This window comes from Prevotella sp. SGI.167 (genome assembly GCF_050313615.1).
GTDB lineage: Bacteria > Bacteroidota > Bacteroidia > Bacteroidales > Bacteroidaceae > Prevotella.
Window position 1 is genome coordinate 14,063 of the sequence record NZ_JBNPLT010000010.1, and the last position, 21,828, is coordinate 35,890.

Below are 21,828 nucleotides of genomic sequence, written 5' to 3' on the forward strand. Positions count from 1 at the left end.
TCGGAATTTAATAAGTTTTCTTACTATATTCGCTCGGTGTACATCCAAATTGCTTCTTGAAGCTGGTAGAGAAGTGAGACAGGGTGTTGAATCCCGTCATATAGGCAATCTCCGAGATGTTGTACTTGCCTTCCACGATGAGGGTGGCGGCACGATTGAGCTTATAGGTCTTGAAGAAGACGCTTGGATTCTCTCCTGTGAGTCCCTTGACCTTGTAGTAGAGCTTTGTGCGGGAGATGTGCATCAGTTTCGTTACCTTGTTGACATCCAGTTCCGAGTTGGCAAGTTCCTGCTCCATCATATGATAGAGTTCGTCCATGAAGAGTTTATCTTGTGGCGACAGTACTTCCTCCACGTTCTTGTCGGTCTCCGTGGCGTTGGTCAGGATGGTCTTGGTCTTCTCACGGTTGGTGAGTTGCGAGTTGATCATTGCCAGGAGGACCTTTGGGGTGAACGGTTTGGTAACGTAGGCATCTGCTCCACAGTTCAGTCCCTCCACCTGGTTTTCGGTGGTGGTTTTTGCCGTTACCAGGATGACTGGGATATGGCAGAGCTGGATGTCTTGCTTGATTTCCTTGCAGAGTTCATAGCCGCTCATTCCCGGCATCACCACATCGCTGAGGATGAGGCTAGGTTCTTCCTCCCTTGTCGCCTTCAAGGCACTCTCGGCATCGAAACGATAGATGATGCGATAGGATGAAGCCAGGAGGGTGCGAAGATAATGCACCACTTCGGTATCATCATCTACGATGAGTATTTTCGGACGGTTGTCTGTACTGTCGTCTTGACTTATCTTGTCTGCCACCTTCTGACTGTCGTGCAGTGGGAAAGCTTTCTTCTGGTCTTGCTCCAGAGGGGCTTTCTCGTTGGCGGCATAGAGGCTATCCTCGGTAGGCAGGGTAACGGTGAAGATGGCTCCCTGACAGTCTTTGCGATTGCCCGCCTTTAGATTGCCATGGTGAAGTACGGCCAGGCTGCGGGCATAGTAGAGTCCGATGCCTGTACCCCAGTTGATAGTGCCTGTAGACTGGTTGTTCAACTGATAATATCGCTTGAAGATATTCTCCACCTCATTCTGTGGGATTCCTTTGCCTGTATCTGCTACCGTGATGGTGATGATCTGTTCACCCTTGTTAGTGGTACCGGTGTCGAAAGAAACATCTATCTTACCGCCACGAGGGGTAAACTTCATAGCGTTGGACATCAGGTTGTTGATAATCTTTTCCAGTTTGTCGGAATCCAGAAGCATCAGGTAGGAACCTTCCAGTCCGTGACAGTTCAAGGTGATTCCTTTCTCCTCGGTATTCACGATGAAGAGGTCCATGATGCGCTTCATCTCGGAGATAATGTCGGTTTGCTTGACGTGCAAGCGGAGTGTGTCGTTCTCCAGCTTGTTGAAGTCGAGCAACTGGTTGACGAGTCTCAGCATTCTATCCACGCTTCGGCTGATGATGTTCAACAGCAACTTGTCGTGCTTGTTGATGCTTTCACTTTCGCAGAGTTGTTCCACTGGTCCAGAAATCATGGTGAGTGGTGTTCGGAACTCATGCGATATGTTGGCGAAGAAACTCATGTTCATCTTGTTGATGCGCTGTTCCTGCTCCTTCTCATCCTTAGCCTTTTGAACCATGTTCTTCTCGATGCTGATGCGCATCTTCTGCCGATAGATTACGAAGCCGACGCCCCCTATTATAATAAGGTATAGGCACCATGCCCACCAAGAGTTCCAAGGCTCAGGGGCGATGCTTACCAGTATGCTTTTTTCGGCGATGATATTGTCGGATCCATTGCCTACCATCTTTACCTTGAAGGTATAGTTGCCGGCAGGCAGGTTAGAGTAGTACGCCTCGTTGTTATTGCCGGCATCAATCCATGTATTGTCGAATCCAGCCATTTGGTAGAAGTAATGGATGCGCTTGTAGTCGCTGTAGTCGATGGCAGAAAAGGCGATGCTGAAGCTGTTTTGTTTGTAGCTGAGGTGGATATGGGGTGATTCTTCCATACTCTCCTTGATACATCCATTCTTGCCAGGAAGCATAATCTCATTATGTACCTTGAGTGTTTCGAAAAGCAGACTTATCTGCTGGTTCGTGTTTACGTCTTGTGGATTGAAGATGGTAAGTCCCTGGGTACCGCCGAAGATGAGAGTTCCATCTGATAGCTTGCACGATGCCCTATCGTAGAATTGGAAGCCTTTCACACCGTCAGCCTCGTTGTAGGTGGTTACCTTTTCTGTTTTTCCATCTATCTTGTTGAGTCCATACATCGTACTAACCCAAATGTTTCCATCTCTATCTTCCTCGATGCTGGAAATGTCGGAGCAGGAGATTCCTGCTATGGTGGTCAGCTTGTGGCTCTTTGCTTCATACTTCAAGAGTCCGTTGGTGACTGTACCCAACCAGATGTTGCCCTTGCGGTCTTGATAGTTCTTGGTAGGGATATACACACTTCGCTTGATGCACTTCTTCCAGTCATCCGGATTCACCTTAAACTCTTGGACATCGAAGTTGTTTCCATTCATTTCCAGGATAGGTTTGTAGAAGGCAGATATGAGCATGTTGCCATTCTGTAAGCGCATGATGCTGGGAATGAAGCAGAAAGTGGTAGGGAAGAGTTGTTTTTTGGTCATCTCTCCACTTTGTGCTGAAATGCAGTAGATGTTGACGGATGCCGTGGATACCCAGATGTTACCCTTTGCATCCTGGCTGATGTCCATAGGCATGAAGCAAGGGTAGGAGGCTACCTTGTTGAGATGGTTGCCATCGTATTGGCATTTTGCCACATGGTCGCCATTGGCTAGCCATAGATGATTGCTGCTATCCACAAAGATGTTGGTGGCGGCATTCTTCCTGTTGCCGTTGCTGTAGGAAACCATCGGTATGTCCTTGAGTTGCTGGGTTTGCAAGTCATACATATAGAGTCCGTTCTTCTTGGTAGAAATCCAAAGGTGATGATTCCTGTCGGTGGCTACGGAGAGTACGGGCTGTTTGCCGATGGCACGTTGAAGGGCAGGCATGCTATTAAACATATCCTTGTATCTGTAGATGGTTTTTACGCCATCGTCTTCAGAACCGAGCCAAAGGTTGCCCTTGGAATCGGTTAACATCTTGTTGACTTGCATATCTGGCACTTCGAATGGGAAATTCTTGTCGCTTTGTGGCAGGATAGTTTCCTCCTGGGCATTGAAATAGAGTAATCCGTGCTTGGTGGTGCTAAGCAGAAGATTGCCTTTTTCACCATACGGATGGATGCCGCTGACCATATCGTTGGGGATTTGCAAGCCTTGCAAGGCTGCAGGGAGCTGCTGCCATTTCCGGGTGTCCGTATCAAAGAGTTGCATTCCATTGTAGCCAGAGATGTAGAGCTGATGCCCATCGAGGAGAAAAGAGGCGATGGGATAACTCTGTACCGGGTTTGGGGCGATAAGTTTGAGATCTCGGGTGCGATATCCCTTGACAGAGTAAGAGGTAACAATCCACAACACATCTTTCCGGTCTATATGGCAAGAGAAGTTATAGCAGTTCTTCTCCACCATCTTGGAGAGCCTGGTGATGGCTTTGTTGTTTTTTTCGTCATATTGATACAGGTCTGTTATCGTGAAGAAGAAGATTCTTCCCTCCTTGTCTTCCAGGATTTTTTCGATGTTCTTGTTTGCGCTGTTGATACTAACTCGTTTGAAATTGCCATTGGCCTGGTATAGGCATACGCCATTGACGGTGGCTACCCAGAGTCGGTTGTGGGAGTCACGATAAATGTCGGTAATATTGTTGTCGGGCAATCCCAGTGAATCGTCCACGCAGTAGTATTGGTGATACTGGTTGCCATCATACTTGTTGAGACCACGGAAGGTACCTATCCAGATTTGTCCGTATTTGTCTTCGCAGATGCTCTTCACCTTTTGGTTGGAGATATGTTCAGACAGGACGAGGTTCTTCTCGGGTGAAGAGACTTCGGGAATGTCTTTCTGGTCCTGGCAAGCAGTAAGAAGAAGGGTTGCCAAGAGAATGAGTGCGTCATAAAATACCTTTGTTCGTTTCATAATCGATGGTTTTGATAGTTACTACAAAAGTACTATAAAACCTTGATATATACAAGGTTTATAAGACTTTTTAAACAAATAAGCAAGTTTTTGAACATATAGAAAACCCCATTTTGAACAAAAATGTAACACAAGAAAACAAGTTAGAAAAAGATGTATGATAAAAAGCAATACCTTTGCAGCCGTAAACAATTAACAGATTTACAAGAATATAAGCTTAACTAAAAAAGTATTATCTTTAATGAGAAAAATCTATGAGAAAAATGAATGATTACAGAAGATTCCTAACCTTCGTGTTCTTATTGATGATTTCCGGTTCTGCTGCCTTGGCGCAGGAACTGATGAAAGTCGCTGGTCTCGTAGTTGACCAAAATGCCGACCCTTTGATTGGTGTTACCGTGCGTGTGCAGGGAGACAACAAGGGTGGTACAGTAACTGATATGGATGGTAACTTTACAATCCAGGTGCAAAAAGGTAAGACCCTTGTCTTCTCTTATCTTGGCTATAAGAATAAAGAGGTATTAGCCAACTCTTCCAAGCTCAAGATTACATTGCAGGAAGACAACAAGGTACTCGACGATGTGGTGGTTGTAGGCTATGGCGTTCAGAAGAAGAGTTCTGTAACAGGTGCCATCTCTCAGGTGAAGAAAGAGGATATGGAGAATCGAACCATCACCAATGCCAAGTCTGCTCTTCAGGGTAAGACCGCAGGTGTGCAGATTGTTTCTTCTTCGGCTCGTCCGGGTGCATCACCAACCGTTCGTATCCGTGGTTTCTCTTCCAATGGTTCTTCCGACCCTCTCTACGTAGTAGATGGTGTACGCCTAAGCGATATTAGTGGTATCGATCCTAATGACATAGCATCTATGGAAGTGTTGAAGGATGCCGCTTCTGCTGCCATATATGGTGCAGAGGCTGGTAATGGCGTGGTTCTCATTACTACGAAGAAGGGTTCTGTGGGTAATGGAAAGATAACATATGATTTCCAATATGCCATCGAATCGCTTGCTAAAAAGCCTAAGTTGCTCAATGCTGAAGAATATATCCAATATATGAAAGAAGGTAAGACCTTTACAGAGGATTATCTCTTGAAAAATTGGGATGGTACAACCAATACCTCTTGGGTAGATGCCATCTATGGCAAGGGTAAGATGCAGAAGCACAACCTGGGCTTTACGGGTGGTAACCAAAATGGCAACTACTATCTTTCGCTTACTTATCTTGATAATGATGGTATGGTAAAAGGTTGTAATGACCTCTATCGTCGTCTCACCGCTACCATCAATGCTGAATATCAGATCAAGTCATGGTTGAAGGTGGGCACTACTAACCAGATTGAAAAATATAACGCCCGTTCTGTGTCAGAGGGTTCTGAGTATGGTTCTATGATGGCAGCTGTGCTTTCTATGGATCCATTGACCCCTGTTGCATACGAGGGTGGAAACTTGCCTGCTCATATTGCTAATGCCTTGGCAAGCGGAAAGCATCTCCTGACCAATGCGGCTGGTAACTACTATGGTGTGTCTGCTTTCTATGCAGGTGAGCAGTTCAACCCATTCGTGATGCGTGACAATAGCATATCCCGCAACAGTGGATTCAATGTGAATGGTTCCATCTATGCAGATTTCAAGCCTATCAAGGATCTTGTGATTACTTCTCGCTTCGGTTATCGCTTGTCGGGTACCCGCAGTTCTTCCACTTCACTTCCTTTCTATGGAAATGCAACGCAAAGCCGTGATTATGTAGATCAGAGTGCATCTTCTTCTACCTCTATCTATTATCAGTGGGAAAACTTTGCCAACTATATGAAGAAACTCGGCGACCATACCGTGAATGCCATGGTTGGTATGTCTTTCCAGGAATCTACCTACGATTTCGTGCAGGGTGGTTTGCAGGCTAATGGTGAAGATGCTGTCAAGAAGAACAATCCATTGTTCTATTATCTGAATTTCGCATCCGCTTCTGCTACCAAGTCTGTGGGTGGTGAGAAAACCCGCTCAGCCAAGTATTCTTACTTTGGTCGTTTGAGCTACGATTATAAAAACCGTTATTATCTGCAGGCTTCCCTCCGTGCAGATGCTGCCGACTTGTCTAAGCTTCCGGCTACCAATCGTTGGGGATATTTCCCAGCTGTGTCTGGAGGTTGGACCATTTCTGAGGAAAAGTTCTTCGAGCCTTTAAGAGATGTTGTGGCTAGCTTGAAGTTGCGTGCCAGCTGGGGCCAGAATGGTAGCTTGGCTGCCTTGAGTGGCTATGCCTACAGCACCGATATGGCGCAGGGTAGCTTTTATCCGTTAGTTCCTGGTAATAATTATACAACGTCTGTCAGTCCATCTAGTATGGGTAACGATAAGCTGAAGTGGGAAACATCTGAGCAGACCGACTTGGGTATCGATGCGCTCCTCTTCGCTGGCAGAATGAACTTCAGCATGGACTATTTCGTGAAGAAGACCAAGGACTTGCTCGTAAGCGGCACCACTCCATCTCTGGTTATCGGCGGCACCACATCTCCTATCAATGCTGGTAACGTAAGCAACAAGGGATTTGAGTTTGAACTCGGTTGGAGAGACAACATCGGTGATTTCAGCTACAGCGTACGCGGCAACCTCGCTACCTTGAAGAATGAGGTTACTTATCTCGACCCATCCTTGACCCGTTTGCAGGGTACTACCTTTATGAATGTGCCTCTCACATACTTCGAAAAGGGTTATCCTGTGTATTACTTCCGCGGCTATCAGTTTACAGGCATAGACCCAAAGACAGGTGATCCAACTTTTGCCGACCTGAACGATAGTGGTGATCTGACCGATGATGACAAGATGGACTTGGGCAGTGCCATTCCAGACTTCACCTATGGTATCACCTTGACCGCAGCTTACAAAGGCTTCGACTTGGCAGTATTTGGTTCTGGTGCATCAGGCAACAAGATATTCAACTGCATCAACCGTACCGACTACCCTATGGTCAACAAGATGAAGGAACTCTTCTATGACGACCGTTGGACGGAGAGCAATCCTAATGGTAGCAAGCCACGTGCTGGTGCCAACAATATGGACAAGTATGCTACATCCAGTGCAATGGTATATGATGGATCTTATTTCAAGATTAAGCAGATCCAGTTGGGCTACAGCTTGCCGAAGACCCTTCTCAAGAAGGTGGCAATCAGTAACTTGCGTCTCTATGTATCTCTCGATGACTTCTTCACCATCACCAAGTACCCAGGATTCGACCCTGAGGTTTCTACCAATGATGTAGTGGGTATGGGTATCGACAAAGGCGGTTATCCAACCTCAAGGAAGGTAGTGATGGGCTTCAACTTGGAGTTCTAAGGTCTGGAGGTTCATATAACTAACACTATACATAATATATAATAACATTAGGAAATTATGAAAAAGAATATCATATATAGTCTGCTTCTCGTTGTGGCAGTGTTATTTGCCGGTTGTGAAGACAGACTCGATATAGCAAAGCATGGCAATATGGGTGGTCAGGATGATTTCTACAAGACCAATGAGCAGACCGAGCAGGCGGTGGCTGCCATGTATAGCCGTGTGAAGGGATTGTATTTTACTTGGTTCTTTACCAAGAATCTGCTTTCGGATGATGCTTGGTGTGGCGGTGGTAATCGAGGCGACAACAACTCACACGAGCAGTTGAATGAATATACCTTCGATTCTAGCAACAGTAATATCGAGGGCCTGTTCTCGGGTCTCTATGGTGTCATCTATCAGTCAAACCTCGTCATAGAGAAGGTGGCTAATGATACGGAAGTCAAGAAGCGTGCCATAGCCGAGGCTTATTTCTTCCGTGCCTGGGCTAACTTCGAGCTGGTTACCCTTTGGGGCACAGCTCCATTGGTAGATCATCTCTTGGCTACAGGTGAGTACCGTCAGCCAAACAGTACTCCAGAGGCACTTTGGGCTGCTGTGGAGGCAGACTTGAAAGAGGCTATCGGCATGAATGCCTTGCCTTCCAAGAAGAACAAGGACGATCAGGAGACGGGTATGCGTGTTACCCAGGAAGTGGCAAAGGCTTATCTGGGTAAAGCTTATCTCTTCCAGAAAAAGTATCAGGAGGCAGCATCCGCACTCAATGAGGTGGTGGATTCCAAGAAGTACGACCTCTTCCGTGGCGACTATGACATGCAGTTTCATGCCGTCAACAACAACAACTGTGAGTCTATGCTCGAATTGCAGTGGCGTAACGACCAGGAGCAGGCTTGGAGCCAGTTTGATATGACCTTCCTGATGCAGGGATGGCGTACCGGTAATATGACGCTCGAAGGCAAGGCTGCTAACGAAGTGGCACAGGGAACCTACGGCTTCTTGAATCCTCGCAAGTCTCTCTATGAGGCATTTGTAAAAGCAGAGGGCGAGAATGGATATCGTTTGCAGAAGACTCTGCTCAACAGTGATCAGATGGCAGCATACGGCGTGAAGTTGAATCCTGGTCAGAACATCTATGGATGTGAAGGCTACCTCTTCTTCAAGAACCGCATATTGAAGAGTGACAACATCATGGATGCCTCATACTTCCAGGGATTTCAATATACCGACCGAAAGATTATGCGTTATGCCGAAGTTCTTCTCCTGGCTGCCGAGGCAAACCTGGAGGCTGGCAACACAGACGTAGCGCTGAAAGATATCAATGAGATTCGTATCCGTGCCAAGGAAACTCCATTGACTAGCGTTACCTTGGACGACATCAAGACGGAGAAGCGCTTGGAACTCTGTCTGGAAAGTACCCGATTCCAGGACTTGGTACGTTGGGGTGATGCCAAGAATGCCTTGGCTTCACAGGGCAAGGAAATCCCTAACTACTCTTCCAAGGGCGTAAGTTGGGATTTCTCCAATTCTACTTTCGGATTCCAAGACAAGCACATGTTGCTTCCTATTCCTTTGAAGGAAAGAGAATTGAATCCTAATATCCAGCAGAATACGGGATGGTAATCTTCTAATTAACTGATATTTAAAAGATATTGATATGAAAAAATATATAGGTTCAATATTAAGTCTGTTTATTGCAGGGCTGTGTTTCACAGCCTGCGATAACGATGCTCTTGATGGTATGCAGGGGGTATATGCAGATATGCAGAGTTATACATCGCAAGAGGCTACCGTGCAGCCTACCACTAAGTTAAAGAAAGGCGTGAAGGCGCTCAATGTAGATATAAAAGATGTAAAGGGAACTGCCATTCAGATTAGTTTTGGCAGTACCGAGTGGATTCTTCCTGCTGCCTCTTATGCCGTAGCTGAGACCGTGGCTAACAAAACCTGTGTGGTCAAGGTGAATGGTGAGGCAATGAAGAGTGGCGACATCGACGTATCTCTTATCGGGGGCAAGTATTACCTGAACGGTTTGTTTGCCAATGCCGCTGGTCAGCGAGTGAAGTTGAATTATGTAGGAGAGCTTGCCTTCGTTGTGGGACAGGATGACCCAGAAGCATCGGGCTATACTCTTACTATCGCTCCAACTCAGATTGTCGATTGGTCAACAGGTGCTCCTGTCGTCGTGAATCCTAATGCTACCAAGTATATCATCTCTATCAACAATCCGGCAGGTCAGCCTGCTGCTTATCTGGAGGCCGTGAATGCCAATCAGCTCGGTAATACAGACTTGGCTGGTGAATATACCATTCAAGAGAATGCTTCAGAGCCTTGGTTGATGGGCAATGGTTTTGCTTTCCCTCAATACGGTTTCATGGGTGGTAGTTTCTTCGTGGATGAGGCTGGTGTCGCACAATACATCAAGGCTGGTAAGATCATCATCTCTACCGCTAAGGATGCAGAGGGACAAGACTTATTCTCATTCGAGGGCGCTGACCTTGATACCCAGAGTGGTGTGGATGGATCGGCTGGCAAGGGATCGTTTAAGATTAAGTTTGCTGCCATCGCCAAGTAACAAGTAATAAATATAAAAAATAAAACGTTATATTCAATGAAAAGATTTTCGTTATTAGCAATTACATTGTGTGCTATTTGTGGCTCTGCCTTCGGACAGCAAGCCTTGTTCGGAGGGCAGATGCCTCTCTCTCCTGAAATTCATGCAGACAAGACCGTTACTTTCCGCTGCATGGCACCCGGGGCTCAAAAAGTGCAGATAACAGGTGATTTCTTGCCAACCAAGAAAATAGATACCCCGATGGGTAAGTATGATATGCCTGGAGTAGCCGATTTGAAGAAGGATGAGAAGGGGGTGTGGTCTTTTACTACCACTGCTCCTTTGGCACCAGAGCTTTATAGCTATACAATGATGGTGGATGGCGCCAGTGTTACCGACCATCTCAACGTCTATACCGTGCGTGACATCGCCAACGTTTCCAACTATTTCTTGGTAGGCGGAGGGAAGGCAGATCTCTACAAGGTCAACAAGGTTGCGCATGGAACCGTATCAAAGGTCTGGTATGATGATGCCAAAGCTGGCCTTACTCGCCGTATGACAGTATATACTCCTGCAGGTTACGAGACCAGCAAGCAGAAATATCCTGTGCTTTATCTCTTGCATGGTATCGGTGGCGACGAGGAAGCGTGGATGGATTTGGGACGTGCTTCGCAAATTCTCGATAACCTCATTGCGCAAGGCAAGGCGAAGCCAATGATCGTTGTCATGACCAATGGCAATATCTCTCAGGAGGCAGCTCCTGGACAGACTTCGGATAATCTGATAGTCCCTACATTGGGATTGCCTAAGACCATGGAGGGCTCTTTCGAGGCATCTTTCCCTGAGGTAGTGAAGTTCATGGATAGTCGCTATCGTACCATCGCCAATACTCAAGGTCGTGCCATAGCAGGTCTTTCGATGGGTGGTTTCCATTCGTTCTATATTTCTATCAACAATCCTAAGACCTTTGGTTATGTAGGTTTGTTCTCCGCAGCCATCGGCAAGGAGCAGAGGAGTGGTGGTGCCAACGAGTATATCTACGACAATGTGGATGATAAGTTGGCTAACCTCTTTGCAGCCAAGCCAAAGCTCTTCTGGATAGGTATAGGTAATTCCGATTTCCTCTACAAGGACAACACCGCTTTGCGAAAGAAACTGGATAGCAAGGGATACAAATATACCTATATGGAAACTGACGGGGGACATATTTGGCGAAATTGGAGAATCTATCTCACCGAATTTGTTCAAAAAATATTCTAATAATTAGCAGGAAGGTCTTCTAAATCTTAGGAGACCTTCTATAGAATGAGACTAACAATAATCAAAAAATTGATAACAATGAAAAAAATTACATTCTTGGCAACTGCCTTGCTGATGAGTCTTGGCAGTTTTGCCCAACAGGCATTGTTTGATAATGTTCCTGTTATCTCACCTGAGGTGAACGCCAACCATACCGTAACTTTCCGCTTGAAGGCTCCTAATGCCCAAAAGGTGCAGGTTACTGGTGATTTCCTGGCACCGAAAACCATTGATACACCAATGGGAAAGTATGATGCTCCTGGAGTAGCTGATATGACAAAAGATGAAAAGGGTGTTTGGACTTTTACCAGCCAAATGCTTTCACCTGAGTTGTATTCTTACAATTTACTTTTGGATGGAGTGAAGATCGTTGACCCGGGAAGCGTGTATATCACTCGTGATATTACCTCAGAAACCAACATATTCATTCTTTCAGACAAGAAAGGTGATTGTGGTGACCTCTATACCGTTAACGAAGTGCCTCACGGAAATGTGTCTAAGGTTTGGTATGATAGTCCTACGCTCAAGATGCAGCGCCGTATGACGGTCTATACTCCAGCTGGTTATGACAAAGGCAAGGATTATCCTGTACTCTATCTGCTCCATGGCGCAGGTGGCGACGAGGATGCCTGGACTACTTTAGGACGTGCACAGCATATTCTTGATAATTTGATTGCCACAGGTAAGGCTAAGCCTATGGTCGTGGTGATGACCAATGGCAATCCTAATTGCCAGGCTGCTCCAGGTGAGTGGTCAGCAGGTCAATACATTCCTTCTTTCTATGGCTATCAGGGTGCCAAGCCAGCTGCCACCATGGATGAGAGTTTCCCTGATGTGATGAATTATGTGGAGAGCCACTACAAGGTTGCTAAAGACAAGGCTCATCGTGCCATCTGTGGACTCTCTATGGGCGGTGGGCATTCTTTCGATATCTCTCGTCGTTTCCCTACCAAGTTTGATTACATCGGACTCTTCTCTGCAGGTTTGCATGTGGGTACTACTGGCGATTTCCGTAGTGACTTCTACAAGCAGTTGCAGGGTAACGAGGAGGCAAAGACTCAGTTGGCTACTCTGTTTAAGAACAAACCAAAGTTGTATTGGATTGGTATGGGCAAGACCGATTTCCTCTACAAGAGCAGTGCAGACTTGCGTCGCTACTTCGATGAGAAGGGGTATAAATATACCTATTTGGAGACGGAAGGTGGACACATCTGGCGTAATTGGCGTGTGTATCTTACAGAGTTCGCACAGAAGATTTTCAAATGATAAAATAAGTTTTTCAAGTAATAGTTTTACAAAACATAAAAAATAAGGTATAGACAATGATAAAACAGATTTTAGTTTCTTCATGTGTGCTTTTTTCTGCGACTTTCGTAGTGCAAGCACAGAACCCAAAGTTGGGTGTGTCTCCTATCCAGGATGTCATCAATGCGATGACTCTCGATGAGAAGATTCAGTTGGTGGTAGGTTCTACGGGTAAGTATGAGAGCCAGATGGAGGCTACCATTGGTAACCAAGGTCAGTTGGTACAGGGTGCCGCAGGTCAGGTGAATGGTATTGAGCGTCTGGGCATTCCTGCTACGGTTGTAGCCGATGGTCCTGCTGGACTTCGCATCGACCCTAAGCGCAAGGATACCGACAAGACGTTCTACTGTACCCACTTCCCTGTGGCTACTGTGATGAGCTCTACCTGGAACAAAGACTTGGTGTATTCCGTAGGTACCTCTATGGGAGACGAGGTGAAGCATTATGGCGTAGATGTCTTGTTGGCACCTGCTACCAATATTATGCGTAATCCTCTTTGTGGCCGTAACTTTGAGTATTATTCAGAAGATCCATTGTTGGCTGGTACCATTTGTGCTGCTATGGTGAATGGTATCGAGAGCAACGATGTCGGTACTTCGTTGAAGCACTTCGCACTGAACAACCAGGAGACCAATCGTACTCGTAACAATGTTATCGGTAATCCACGTACTTTCCGTGAGATTTACCTGAAACCTTTCGAAATCGTTGTCAAGGAGGCTCAGCCTTGGACGGTGATGACTTCTTACAATCTCATCAATGGTACAATGTCTAGCGAGCGTTGTGACTTGATAACAGAGATTCTTCGCCATGAGTGGGGATTCAAGGGTATGGTGATGACCGATTGGTTTGGTGGTCTTAGCGCAGCTGCCCAGATGGAAGCGGGTAACGACCTTTTGATGCCAGGTAAGGCAGACCAGGTGAAGGAGATTCGCAAGGCTGTGCTCAATGGTCGCCTGTCGATGGAAATCCTCGACCGCAATGTACGCCATATCTTGGAGTATATCATGCAGACTCCTCGTTTCAAGCAGTATGTTGCTGACAACAACCCTGATTTGAAGGGCCATGCTTTGGTGGCTCGCAATGCCGCTACCGAGGGAATGGTGTTGTTGAAGAACAACAAGAATGTATTGCCACTCGTTCAGAAGATTAAGAACATTGCCCTCTTCGGCAATACTTCTTATGATTTCATAGCTGGTGGTACTGGTTCTGGCAATGTTAACCATGCTTATGTGGTAAGTTTGTTGGATGGTTTGAAGAATGCTGGCTATCAGGTGGATGGCGACATCCAGAAGGCATACATAGAGTATGCTCCAAAGGCAAAGGCAAACTTGCCAAAGCCAAAGAATCCTTTGGAGGCTTTCTTGCCTGGTCACTTCATCCCTGAGATGAGCCTTGCTGAATTGAATATGTCTGCTGCCGTCAAGAACAATGATATGGCAATCATCACTATTGGTAAGTCATCTGGTGAGTTCCTGGATCGAAAGATTTCTGATAGCTTCAATCTCACCAAGGAGGAGAAGGATATGATTTCTGGCGTTTGCAACGCTTTCCATAAGGCTGGTAAGAAGGTGGTTGTCATCTTGAATGTTTGCGGCGTTGTTGAGACCAAGAGTTGGATTGGTGGCCCTGATGCTGTATTGTTGTCTTGGTTGCCTGGTCAGGAGGGTGGTAACTGTGTTGCTGATATCTTGTCGGGTAAGGAGAATCCTTCTGGTCGTCTTCCTATGACATGGCCTGTAAGTTATAACGATGTTCCTTCTAAGGCTGATTTCCCTAACCCTGAGACTGTCAAGGTTGACGATGTGCTTGGTATGTTTATGGGCAAGGGCATCGGTAGCAAGGGTGACGTGAAGAATGTGGATTACACCGAATATAATGATGGTGTTTATGTAGGTTATCGTTATTACCAGACTAAGAAAGTGCCTGTATCTTATCCTTTTGGTTATGGTATGAGTTATACTACCTTTAAGTATGGCAAACCTGCGGTAACGAAGGATGCACAGGGCAATATCAAGGTTCTGGTGACTGTGAAGAATGCTGGTAAGGTAGCTGGTAAGGAAGTGGTTCAGGTATATGTGGCTGCTCCTGGCAAGGATATGGATAAACCAGCAAGGGAACTTCGTGGTTACGCCAAGACTAAGAATTTGCAGCCTGGTGAGTCGGAGTCAGTTACTATCGACATCCCATACAAGAACTTGGCTTCTTTCAATGAGATTGATAGTCAGTGGCAGGTTGAGGCTGGTGATTACAAGGTGATGGTGGCAAAGAATGCTGCCGACCTCAAGCCTCTTACTACCGTGATTACTGAGGAAGCTGGTGTAACCGAGAAGGTTCGCCCTTGCTTGCTCAAGGAAGTAAAGTAGTTCTATTAAAGATCAAGCTCAATCATAAAAGAACTTGATGGTAATAAAGAGCTTAATGAGATATAAAAAGAGGGTGCGCTATCAACTGACGGCGCACCCTCTTTTTATTTTTTATGGATTTTTGTAAGTCTCTTCACTTATACAATCCAGAGATGGAAGCCTTTCTGTTCCAAGGCTTCCTTGATTTCCTTGACATGTGCAGAATCGCGGGTCTCCATGGTGAGTCGGAGTACGCAGGCATTCACCTTGTTGCGATTGGCAGAACGGTCGTGATGAACTCCCGTGATGTTGCCTCCCAGGCTTGCGATGACGGATGCTACCTCAACCAATTCGCCCGGCTTGTCGTCCAGCTCCATCTCGATGGTACAGAGACGTCCGCTCTTCACCAATCCACGGTTGATGACACGGTTCAGGATGGTTACGTCGATGTTACCGCCGCTCACCACGCAGATGGTTTTCTTTCCCTTGACTGGTACCTTGTTGTACATCACGGCTGCCACGCTAGCTGCACCAGCGCCTTCGGCTACCATCTTCTCACTCTCTATGAGTTTCAGGATGGCTGCACAGATCTCATCCTCGCTCACGGTAACAATTTCGTCCACGTAGTTGGAGCAGGTCTCGAAGGTGAGTTTTCCCGGTTCCTTTACGGCAATGCCATCGGCTACGGTAGCTACGGATGGTAATCTTTCCTGCTTGTGGTCGTGGAGACTCTGAATCATACTGGCTGCTCCCTCTGCCTGAACACCATAAACCTTGACATTAGGATTTAATGACTTGATGGCAAAGGCGATACCAGAAATCAAACCGCCACCACCAACAGGTACAACTACAGCATCTACATCAGGTAACTGGTCGAGAAGTTCCAGTCCGATGGTTCCCTGACCGGCAATCACATGTTCATCATCGAACGGATGAACGAAGGTGTAGCCACATTCATCTTTCAGTTCCAATGCCTTCTGGTATGCGTCATCATAGACTCCAGGCACCAGGCAAACCTCGGCACCCAGTCGCTTGGTAGCTTCTACCTTCGAGATAGGAGCACCTTCTGGCAGACAGATGAGGCTCTTTACTCCCATAGCGGTAGCCCCGAGTGCCACACCTTGCGCATGGTTGCCAGCCGAACAAGCTATCACTCCCTTCGCCTTCTCTTCTTCGGTGAGTTGTGAAATCTTATAGTAGGCACCACGTATTTTAAACGAACCCGTCTTCTGAAGGCATTCCGGCTTCAGATATACATCACTCTCTGGGTTGATTCTTGGTGTACGAACCAGCTCAGTTTTTCTGATCACTTGGCTCAGCACGAAGCGAGCCTTATAGAAATTATCTAGTTGTAACATAACTGCTGATATGCTTTTGTGTCTGTTGTTACAACAGGATTTGTCATCCTGTCTGATTATTTCTGCAAAGATACTTTAATTTGAAGAAATCACAAAATAAATTGATTTAATTTTTGTTTATGCGATAATAATGTGTAATTTTGTCGCCATGATAAAGAAAACCATTATAAAGCAATGGCGATATCATGCTGTTTATGGCGGGTATGCATCTGGCAATCTTCTCTCCCAAGACCGGTAAGCTGAAGGAGCTGAAGGTGGCGGGAATGCCTCATAATGGCAATATGGACCCTGCTTTTGTAAGGCAGGATTCGTATGGCTATCTGTGGTTGGGCACGATGCGGGATGGACTTTATTTCATGGATATGAAGAAGCAGTATATGCGCCGTGTGAATCTATTGTTGAGCGATGAGCATATAGAAGCGATGTTAGAAGATGCCAACCGGCAGGTCTGAGTTACCACGATGAGAAATGCCTTCTTCTTGACGCATGCCAACAAAACCTTCCTGATGAGCAGTCTTCTATCGGCTAGCCAGGATCAGGATGACTGGCAGTTCTATGCCAATTCTGTTTGTCTTTCTCCTGACGGTAGTGTTGTGTTTGGCAGTTCTGACGGTTGTAAGTTCATGCCTCCTCAGGCTATGAATACTGATTTCCTGCGAACCTATGTTGGTACCCATGCCAGCAAGATGCTCAATATCTTTGGTTTGGAGGTGAAGAATCAAGAAGGTAAGGTGCTTGCCGTTACCGATGAAGTTTCGCGTTTGAGCCGTTATACTTTTACTTATGATGAGAACGACTTGAAGTTTAGTTTCTATTATCCTTCCTTCAGTCGTCGCTCGGCATTGATGTGTCAGTATCGGTTAGAGGGCTATGATAAGGATTGGCAGGCACCTACTTACGAATGTGTGGCTCATTATTCCAATCTGGCACCAGGTAAATACACCTTCCATCTGCGATTGATTTCTTCCATGAACCGTCCTGCATTGGCAGAGCGTAAGATAGAGATTATCATCAAGCCGGCTCCTTGGTGGTCGTCAGCGGCATGGTTGCTCTATTTTGGTATCATCGTTTTCGTGCTCTATACTTTCAACAGGCTCTATCTGAAGGCCCGTACCAATCATCTTCGTCTTCTGCAAGAACAGCGTGAAACAGAGCGCGAGAAGCGTGCCAAGGAGATGAATATGAAATTCTTTGCCAATATCTCGCACGAATTTCGTAACCCTCTCACCATCATTGCCGGTCCGCTGATGATGCTGAATGCCGACAAGGCTTTGCCCGATTCGGTGCATCGCATCCTGAATCATGTCTGTATAAGTGTGAATAGAATGCTGAGGCTTATCGACCAGATGCTCGACTTTAACCAGCTGGAGACCGATGAGCTGCGCCTTAGGGTTGAAGAGGTTGATGCTGCGAAAGAGTTGCGCCAGCAGGTAGCTTCCTTTGAAGAATCTGCCAGGGTGAAAGGCATTAAACTGGAACTGGTCATCAAGCAAGGTAACTACCTGATGTGGCTGGATGGTGATAAGGTGGAGAAAATCATGGGCAATCTTTTTACCAATGCCTTGAAGCATACTTCGCCTGGCGGTGTAATCAGAATAAGTGCCCATGTTGACGATGATATTCTGAAGGTATCTGTCTTCAATAGTGGCAAATTGATGGCTGAGGATAGGATGCAGGATGTTTTCAAGCGCTATTACCAGCTGGCTGATTCGCAGGATTCTGATCTGTATGGTTGGGGTACGGGTATCGGACTCTATTATGTAAAGCGTCTGGTAGAACTTCATCATGGTTCTGTTAGGGTGAACCGGAAGTTTATGGATGAATTATACGGATGGATGGAAAAACGTTCTGCGGAGCAGGATTTGAATGTGGCTACCGTGTGTCGCGACATGCTGATCAGTCCGGCGAAGTTTAATTACAAGATAAAGGAACTCACTGGCGAGACACCTGGTATCTTCTTCCGTAAGTATAAGCTCAACAAAGCAGCAGCTTGGCTGCGTGAAGGCAAGTACAGTATTTCTGAAATAGCCGTGTTGACTGGTTTTAGTACTGCGGCTCATTTCTCTGTAGCTTTTAAGAAGCAGTTCGGTGTTTCGCCGAGTGAATACCTATAGGCTCAATTGCTTGAGTATGTCTCGCCAAGCGAGTTCCAGCGTTTTCGCATCTTTTTTTGGATTGCCTATGTCTTGTTTGTGTCATTGATATTTATTTTTGGCACTCAAATTCATCCTATGCAGAACACATATTCTGCATGCTAAAATGATTTGACCTAGCAAAGGTAGGGCTTTTCCATTGGGAGGTGTTTCGATTTTATATAATTGTTTTTCGAAAATCTATAAAAATGCTGGATAATAGCGAAAAAATACCTGATAGTAACGAATTTTCCAATAGAGAATAACAAGAAATCCCCCAAAGTAGGGGGATTTCTTGAAATATGAATGATTCGAACTTTATGAGTGAAGAAGTGGTAGAATTTACATGTTGAAGTGTTCGAGAGCAGCTGCCACACCGTCTTCTTCATTCGATAAAGTTACGTAGTCGGCCTCGGCTCTAACCTCTGGTGCAGCATTCTCCATAGCCACTCCCATGCCTGCAAGCTTCAGCATGCTGAGGTCGTTGTAGCCATCGCCAAAGGCAATCATATCGGCAGGGGTGAGGTTGATTTTCGTTAAGAGACGACTCAGTGACTTAGCCTTGTCGATACCCTTAGGTACCAGTTCCAGGAAGAAAGGAGCCGAGCGGAAGATATCCATTCTGTCTCCCAGCTTTTCCACTAATTCCTCCTCTGCCTTGAGCATATCCGATGGATCTCCGGTCATGAGGAGTTTGGTTGGATGAGGCTCCAGGGCTTCAAATAGGTTCTCTACCTTTCGAATGTTCATCTTGTTGATGCGTGATTCTTCTTTGACATACTGGTCATCCGGCATCTCGGTGATGATTTCGTTGCCGGCATATCCCAGCAGGGCATGACCGTTCTCCTCTGCATACGCATATAATTCTGGTATCACTTCATCTGGCAGGAACTGCGAGAAGAGTTTTTCGCCAGTTTTGGCATTCACGATATTGCCGCCATTATAGGAAAGAATGTATCCTCCCTGCTTGTTCAGCTCCAGGCATTCTGCCACCGGTTCGATGCCGTAGGTAGGTCGACCGGAAGCAAGGATGATTACTGCTCCCTTGGCTGATGCCTGAAGGAGAGCTTCACGAGTCTTTGGGGTGACCACCTTCTCGTGGTTTGTCAAGGTGCCATCCAAGTCTAAGGCGATGGCACGGTAAGGAATCTGTTTTGTTTTTTCCATTGTCTTATTTTGCTATTATGCTGCAAAGTTAATATAAAAAATTGACCGCACCAAAGTTTTCTCAAAAGGATTGTCTGTATTGTAACATAAACTTTATGATTTGTGCCAAAATGATGAATTATATACTTTTTCTATCGATTTGAGGACATGATAATCGTTTAAATTCTGTATCTTTGCAATCACAAAAATATAATCATAACTAAACTATACGCAATCGGAAATGAAGAAAAACGTTTTAGCAGTAGCGCTGGCATTGATGGCTGGCATCGGCGCCTATGCCGAAAAGAATACCATCACTTCTCCTGATGGTAAGTTGAATGTCGTGGTGGAAGACCGCGATGGCAAACTCTATTATTCCATCGACTATGCAGGCAAGCGAATGATGGAGGAATCGCAGCTCGGACTCCTTGCCAATGTGGGCGATTTCAGTCAGGGCTTGACCTATCAGAATAAGAAAGAAGCAAAGGTGGAGAAGAGCTATGATCTCCGTACCGCCAAGGTCTCGCATGTAGATTATCATGCCAACCAGCTCAACGTGACTTATCTGAACGGCAAGAAGCAGCCGATGACGGTTACCTTCAACGTGAGCAACAACGATGTGGCTTTCCGTTATACTTTTGATCAACTGAAGGCTCAGCATATCATCGTAAACGAAGAGAAGACAGCCTTCAATCTTCCAAAGATAACCACCACTTACCTCTGTCCACAGTCGGATCCGCTCATTGGTTTTGCCCGAACCAAACCAAGCTATGAGGAGGATTACAAGGTAGATCAGCCTTTAACGGCAAAATCCGGCTATGGTCATGGCTATACCTTCCCATGCCTCTTCAAGATAGGCGGCGATGGCTGGGTATTGGTCAGCGAGACGGGTACTCACGGCAACTATCCGGGTTGTCATATCAGCGATTACGATGCAGCAAAGGGTTATCAGATAGCCTTCCCGATGGAGAAAGAGGCAGATGGCATAGGTTCTACATCGGGCGCCTTCATCTTTCCGGGGTCCACTCCTTGGCGAACCATCACCGTGGGTTCTGATTTGAAGCCATTGGTAGAGACCACCATTCCATACGATGTAGTGGAGCCAAGATTCGAGGCTTCCCAGAAATTCGGAACAGGCAAGTATGCCTGGAGCTGGCTCATCTGGCAGGATGGTTCCTGCAACTATAACGACCAGAAGCTGTTCATCGACCTGGCTGCTACCATGGGATTTGAATATGTGCTGGTTGATGCACTCTGGGATACTCAAATTGGAAGAGACAAGATTGCCGAATTGAGCAAGTATGCGCAGAGCAAGAATGTAAGTCTGATGCTCTGGTATAATTCCAATGGCGTGGCAAACGATGCACCTCAGGGACCTCGTGGCATCATGGATAACATCGTGACCCGCAAGAAGGAAATGGCTTGGATGAAGAGCATCGGCATCAAGGGTATCAAGGTGGATTTCTTTGGTGGTGACAAGCAGCATACCATGCAGCAGTATGAAGACATCCTCAGCGATGCCAACGATTATGGCATTCAGGTTATCTTCCATGGCTGTACTTTGCCAAGAGGTTGGGAGCGCATGTATCCTAACTATGTATCGAGCGAGGCTGTACTGGCTTCAGAGAATGTATTCTTCTCTGATTATCATGCCAAGCAGGAGGCTTTCGAACTCACCATGCATCCATTCTGCCGTAATGCTGTGGGAGCGATGGATTGGGGTGGTACCATCATGAACAAGTATCTCTCCAAGGATAACAAGAGCCGTCATCGCCGTTATACCACCGATGTTTTCGAGATGGCTTCGGCTATCATGAATCAGGCAGCTATCCAGTGCATCGCCATCTATCCGAATAATCTTTCTGAGCTTCCTCAGCATGAGATTGATTTCCTGAAGAGCGTTCCTACTACCTGGGATGAGACCAAGTTCATCGCGGGTTATCCTGGAAAATATGCGGTTGTGGCACGTCGCCATGGTGATAAATGGTATGTGGCAGGTTTGAACGGCACCGACCAGGTGATGAAACTCACCCTGAATCTGCCAATGCTTGCCGGCAAGAGTGTTACCTATTATCATGAAACAGCCAGCAAGGACAAGAAGGCACTCTGGCCTGTATCGCAGATGAAGAACGTGAAGGTGGATAAGAAGGGAAACCTGAAGGTGGAAATGCAGCCAAAGGGTGGACTGATCTTGGAAAGGTAAAAAAGTAAAAAGCTAAAATAGTAAAAAGGGCTTTTTAAAAGTAAAGAGGTAAAATCCTGAAATAAGGTGAAAGATGGGAGCTTTCGTTACTTTTTAACGATAAGCACCCATCTTTTATTGTCTG

General features: G+C 46.1%; 12 protein-coding genes. 9 read left to right on the forward strand and 3 right to left on the reverse strand.

The window, feature by feature from the left end; genetic code table 11:
* Positions 1–7: 7 nt before the first annotated feature.
* Positions 8–4,039, reverse strand: a complete 4,032-nt coding sequence (locus ACQRBJ_RS06935; protein WP_445303180.1) for a two-component regulator propeller domain-containing protein — start codon at positions 4,037–4,039, stop codon at positions 8–10.
* Between the two features lie 254 nt (positions 4,040–4,293).
* On the opposite strand from ACQRBJ_RS06935, the gene ACQRBJ_RS06940 reads away from it, so the two are divergent.
* The 6 genes from ACQRBJ_RS06940 (at position 4,294) to ACQRBJ_RS06965 (ending at position 14,886) form a co-directional block, all read left to right on the forward strand.
* Positions 4,294–7,368: a SusC/RagA family TonB-linked outer membrane protein gene (locus tag ACQRBJ_RS06940; protein WP_441935726.1), complete on the forward strand. Its 3,075-nt coding sequence runs from the start codon at positions 4,294–4,296 to the stop codon at positions 7,366–7,368.
* Between the two features lie 57 nt (positions 7,369–7,425).
* Entirely contained in the window at positions 7,426–8,988 is a 1,563-nt protein-coding gene (locus ACQRBJ_RS06945) for a RagB/SusD family nutrient uptake outer membrane protein (RefSeq protein ID WP_445303181.1), read from the forward strand.
* A gap of 34 nt (positions 8,989–9,022) precedes the next feature.
* Positions 9,023–9,940 (forward strand): hypothetical protein, encoded by a 918-nt coding sequence (locus ACQRBJ_RS06950; protein ID WP_445303182.1) that lies wholly within the window; start codon positions 9,023–9,025, stop codon positions 9,938–9,940.
* A 36-nt stretch (positions 9,941–9,976) separates the two neighbouring features.
* Positions 9,977–11,179, forward strand: coding sequence for an esterase (locus ACQRBJ_RS06955; protein WP_445303183.1), 1,203 nt, complete (start codon positions 9,977–9,979; stop codon positions 11,177–11,179).
* 78 nt (positions 11,180–11,257) lie between these two features.
* Positions 11,258–12,484 carry an esterase gene (locus ACQRBJ_RS06960; protein ID WP_089543261.1) on the forward strand — a complete coding sequence of 409 codons (1,227 nt, stop codon included), beginning with the start codon at positions 11,258–11,260 and terminating at the stop codon, positions 12,482–12,484.
* Positions 12,485–12,543: 59 nt separating this feature from the next.
* The gene (locus ACQRBJ_RS06965; protein ID WP_445303222.1) at positions 12,544–14,886 is read left to right on the forward strand and encodes a glycoside hydrolase family 3 C-terminal domain-containing protein; all 2,343 of its coding nucleotides are present in this window, start codon (positions 12,544–12,546) and stop codon (positions 14,884–14,886) included.
* A 137-nt stretch (positions 14,887–15,023) separates the two neighbouring features.
* Here the strand turns inward: ACQRBJ_RS06965 and ilvA are convergent, their stop codons facing one another.
* Positions 15,024–16,223 (reverse strand): threonine ammonia-lyase, encoded by a 1,200-nt coding sequence (gene ilvA, locus ACQRBJ_RS06970; RefSeq protein WP_445303184.1) that lies wholly within the window; start codon positions 16,221–16,223, stop codon positions 15,024–15,026.
* A gap of 185 nt (positions 16,224–16,408) precedes the next feature.
* On the opposite strand from ilvA, the gene ACQRBJ_RS06975 reads away from it, so the two are divergent.
* Positions 16,409–16,675 (forward strand): hypothetical protein, encoded by a 267-nt coding sequence (locus ACQRBJ_RS06975; protein ID WP_441933030.1) that lies wholly within the window; start codon positions 16,409–16,411, stop codon positions 16,673–16,675.
* 9 nt (positions 16,676–16,684) lie between these two features.
* Entirely contained in the window at positions 16,685–18,337 is a 1,653-nt protein-coding gene (locus tag ACQRBJ_RS06980) for a helix-turn-helix domain-containing protein (RefSeq protein ID WP_445303185.1), read from the forward strand.
* A 360-nt stretch (positions 18,338–18,697) separates the two neighbouring features.
* Here ACQRBJ_RS06980 and ACQRBJ_RS06985 read toward each other — a convergent pair whose 3' ends face one another.
* Positions 18,698–19,504, reverse strand: a complete 807-nt coding sequence (locus ACQRBJ_RS06985) for a Cof-type HAD-IIB family hydrolase (RefSeq protein ID WP_295347072.1) — start codon at positions 19,502–19,504, stop codon at positions 18,698–18,700.
* 238 nt (positions 19,505–19,742) lie between these two features.
* On the opposite strand from ACQRBJ_RS06985, the gene ACQRBJ_RS06990 reads away from it, so the two are divergent.
* Entirely contained in the window at positions 19,743–21,704 is a 1,962-nt protein-coding gene (locus ACQRBJ_RS06990) for a glycoside hydrolase family 97 protein (RefSeq protein ID WP_445303186.1), read from the forward strand.
* Positions 21,705–21,828 lie beyond the last annotated feature (124 nt).

What these genes read in the sequence shown, in the direction of transcription:
- ACQRBJ_RS06935 (WP_445303180.1), bottom strand. Translation starts at nt 4,039, where the DNA reads ATGAAACGAACAAAGGTATTTTATGACGCACTCATTCTCTTGGCAACC.
- ACQRBJ_RS06990 (WP_445303186.1), top strand. Translation starts at nt 19,743, where the DNA reads ATGAAGAAAAACGTTTTAGCAGTAGCGCTGGCATTGATGGCTGGCATC.
- ACQRBJ_RS06950 (WP_445303182.1), top strand. Translation starts at nt 9,023, where the DNA reads ATGAAAAAATATATAGGTTCAATATTAAGTCTGTTTATTGCAGGGCTG.
- ACQRBJ_RS06945 (WP_445303181.1), top strand. Translation starts at nt 7,426, where the DNA reads ATGAAAAAGAATATCATATATAGTCTGCTTCTCGTTGTGGCAGTGTTA.
- ACQRBJ_RS06955 (WP_445303183.1), top strand. Translation starts at nt 9,977, where the DNA reads ATGAAAAGATTTTCGTTATTAGCAATTACATTGTGTGCTATTTGTGGC.
- ACQRBJ_RS06960 (WP_089543261.1), top strand. Translation starts at nt 11,258, where the DNA reads ATGAAAAAAATTACATTCTTGGCAACTGCCTTGCTGATGAGTCTTGGC.
- ACQRBJ_RS06980 (WP_445303185.1), top strand. Translation starts at nt 16,685, where the DNA reads ATGAGAAATGCCTTCTTCTTGACGCATGCCAACAAAACCTTCCTGATG.
- ilvA (WP_445303184.1), bottom strand. Translation starts at nt 16,223, where the DNA reads ATGTTACAACTAGATAATTTCTATAAGGCTCGCTTCGTGCTGAGCCAA.
- ACQRBJ_RS06975 (WP_441933030.1), top strand. Translation starts at nt 16,409, where the DNA reads ATGCTGTTTATGGCGGGTATGCATCTGGCAATCTTCTCTCCCAAGACC.
- ACQRBJ_RS06940 (WP_441935726.1), top strand. Translation starts at nt 4,294, where the DNA reads ATGAGAAAAATGAATGATTACAGAAGATTCCTAACCTTCGTGTTCTTA.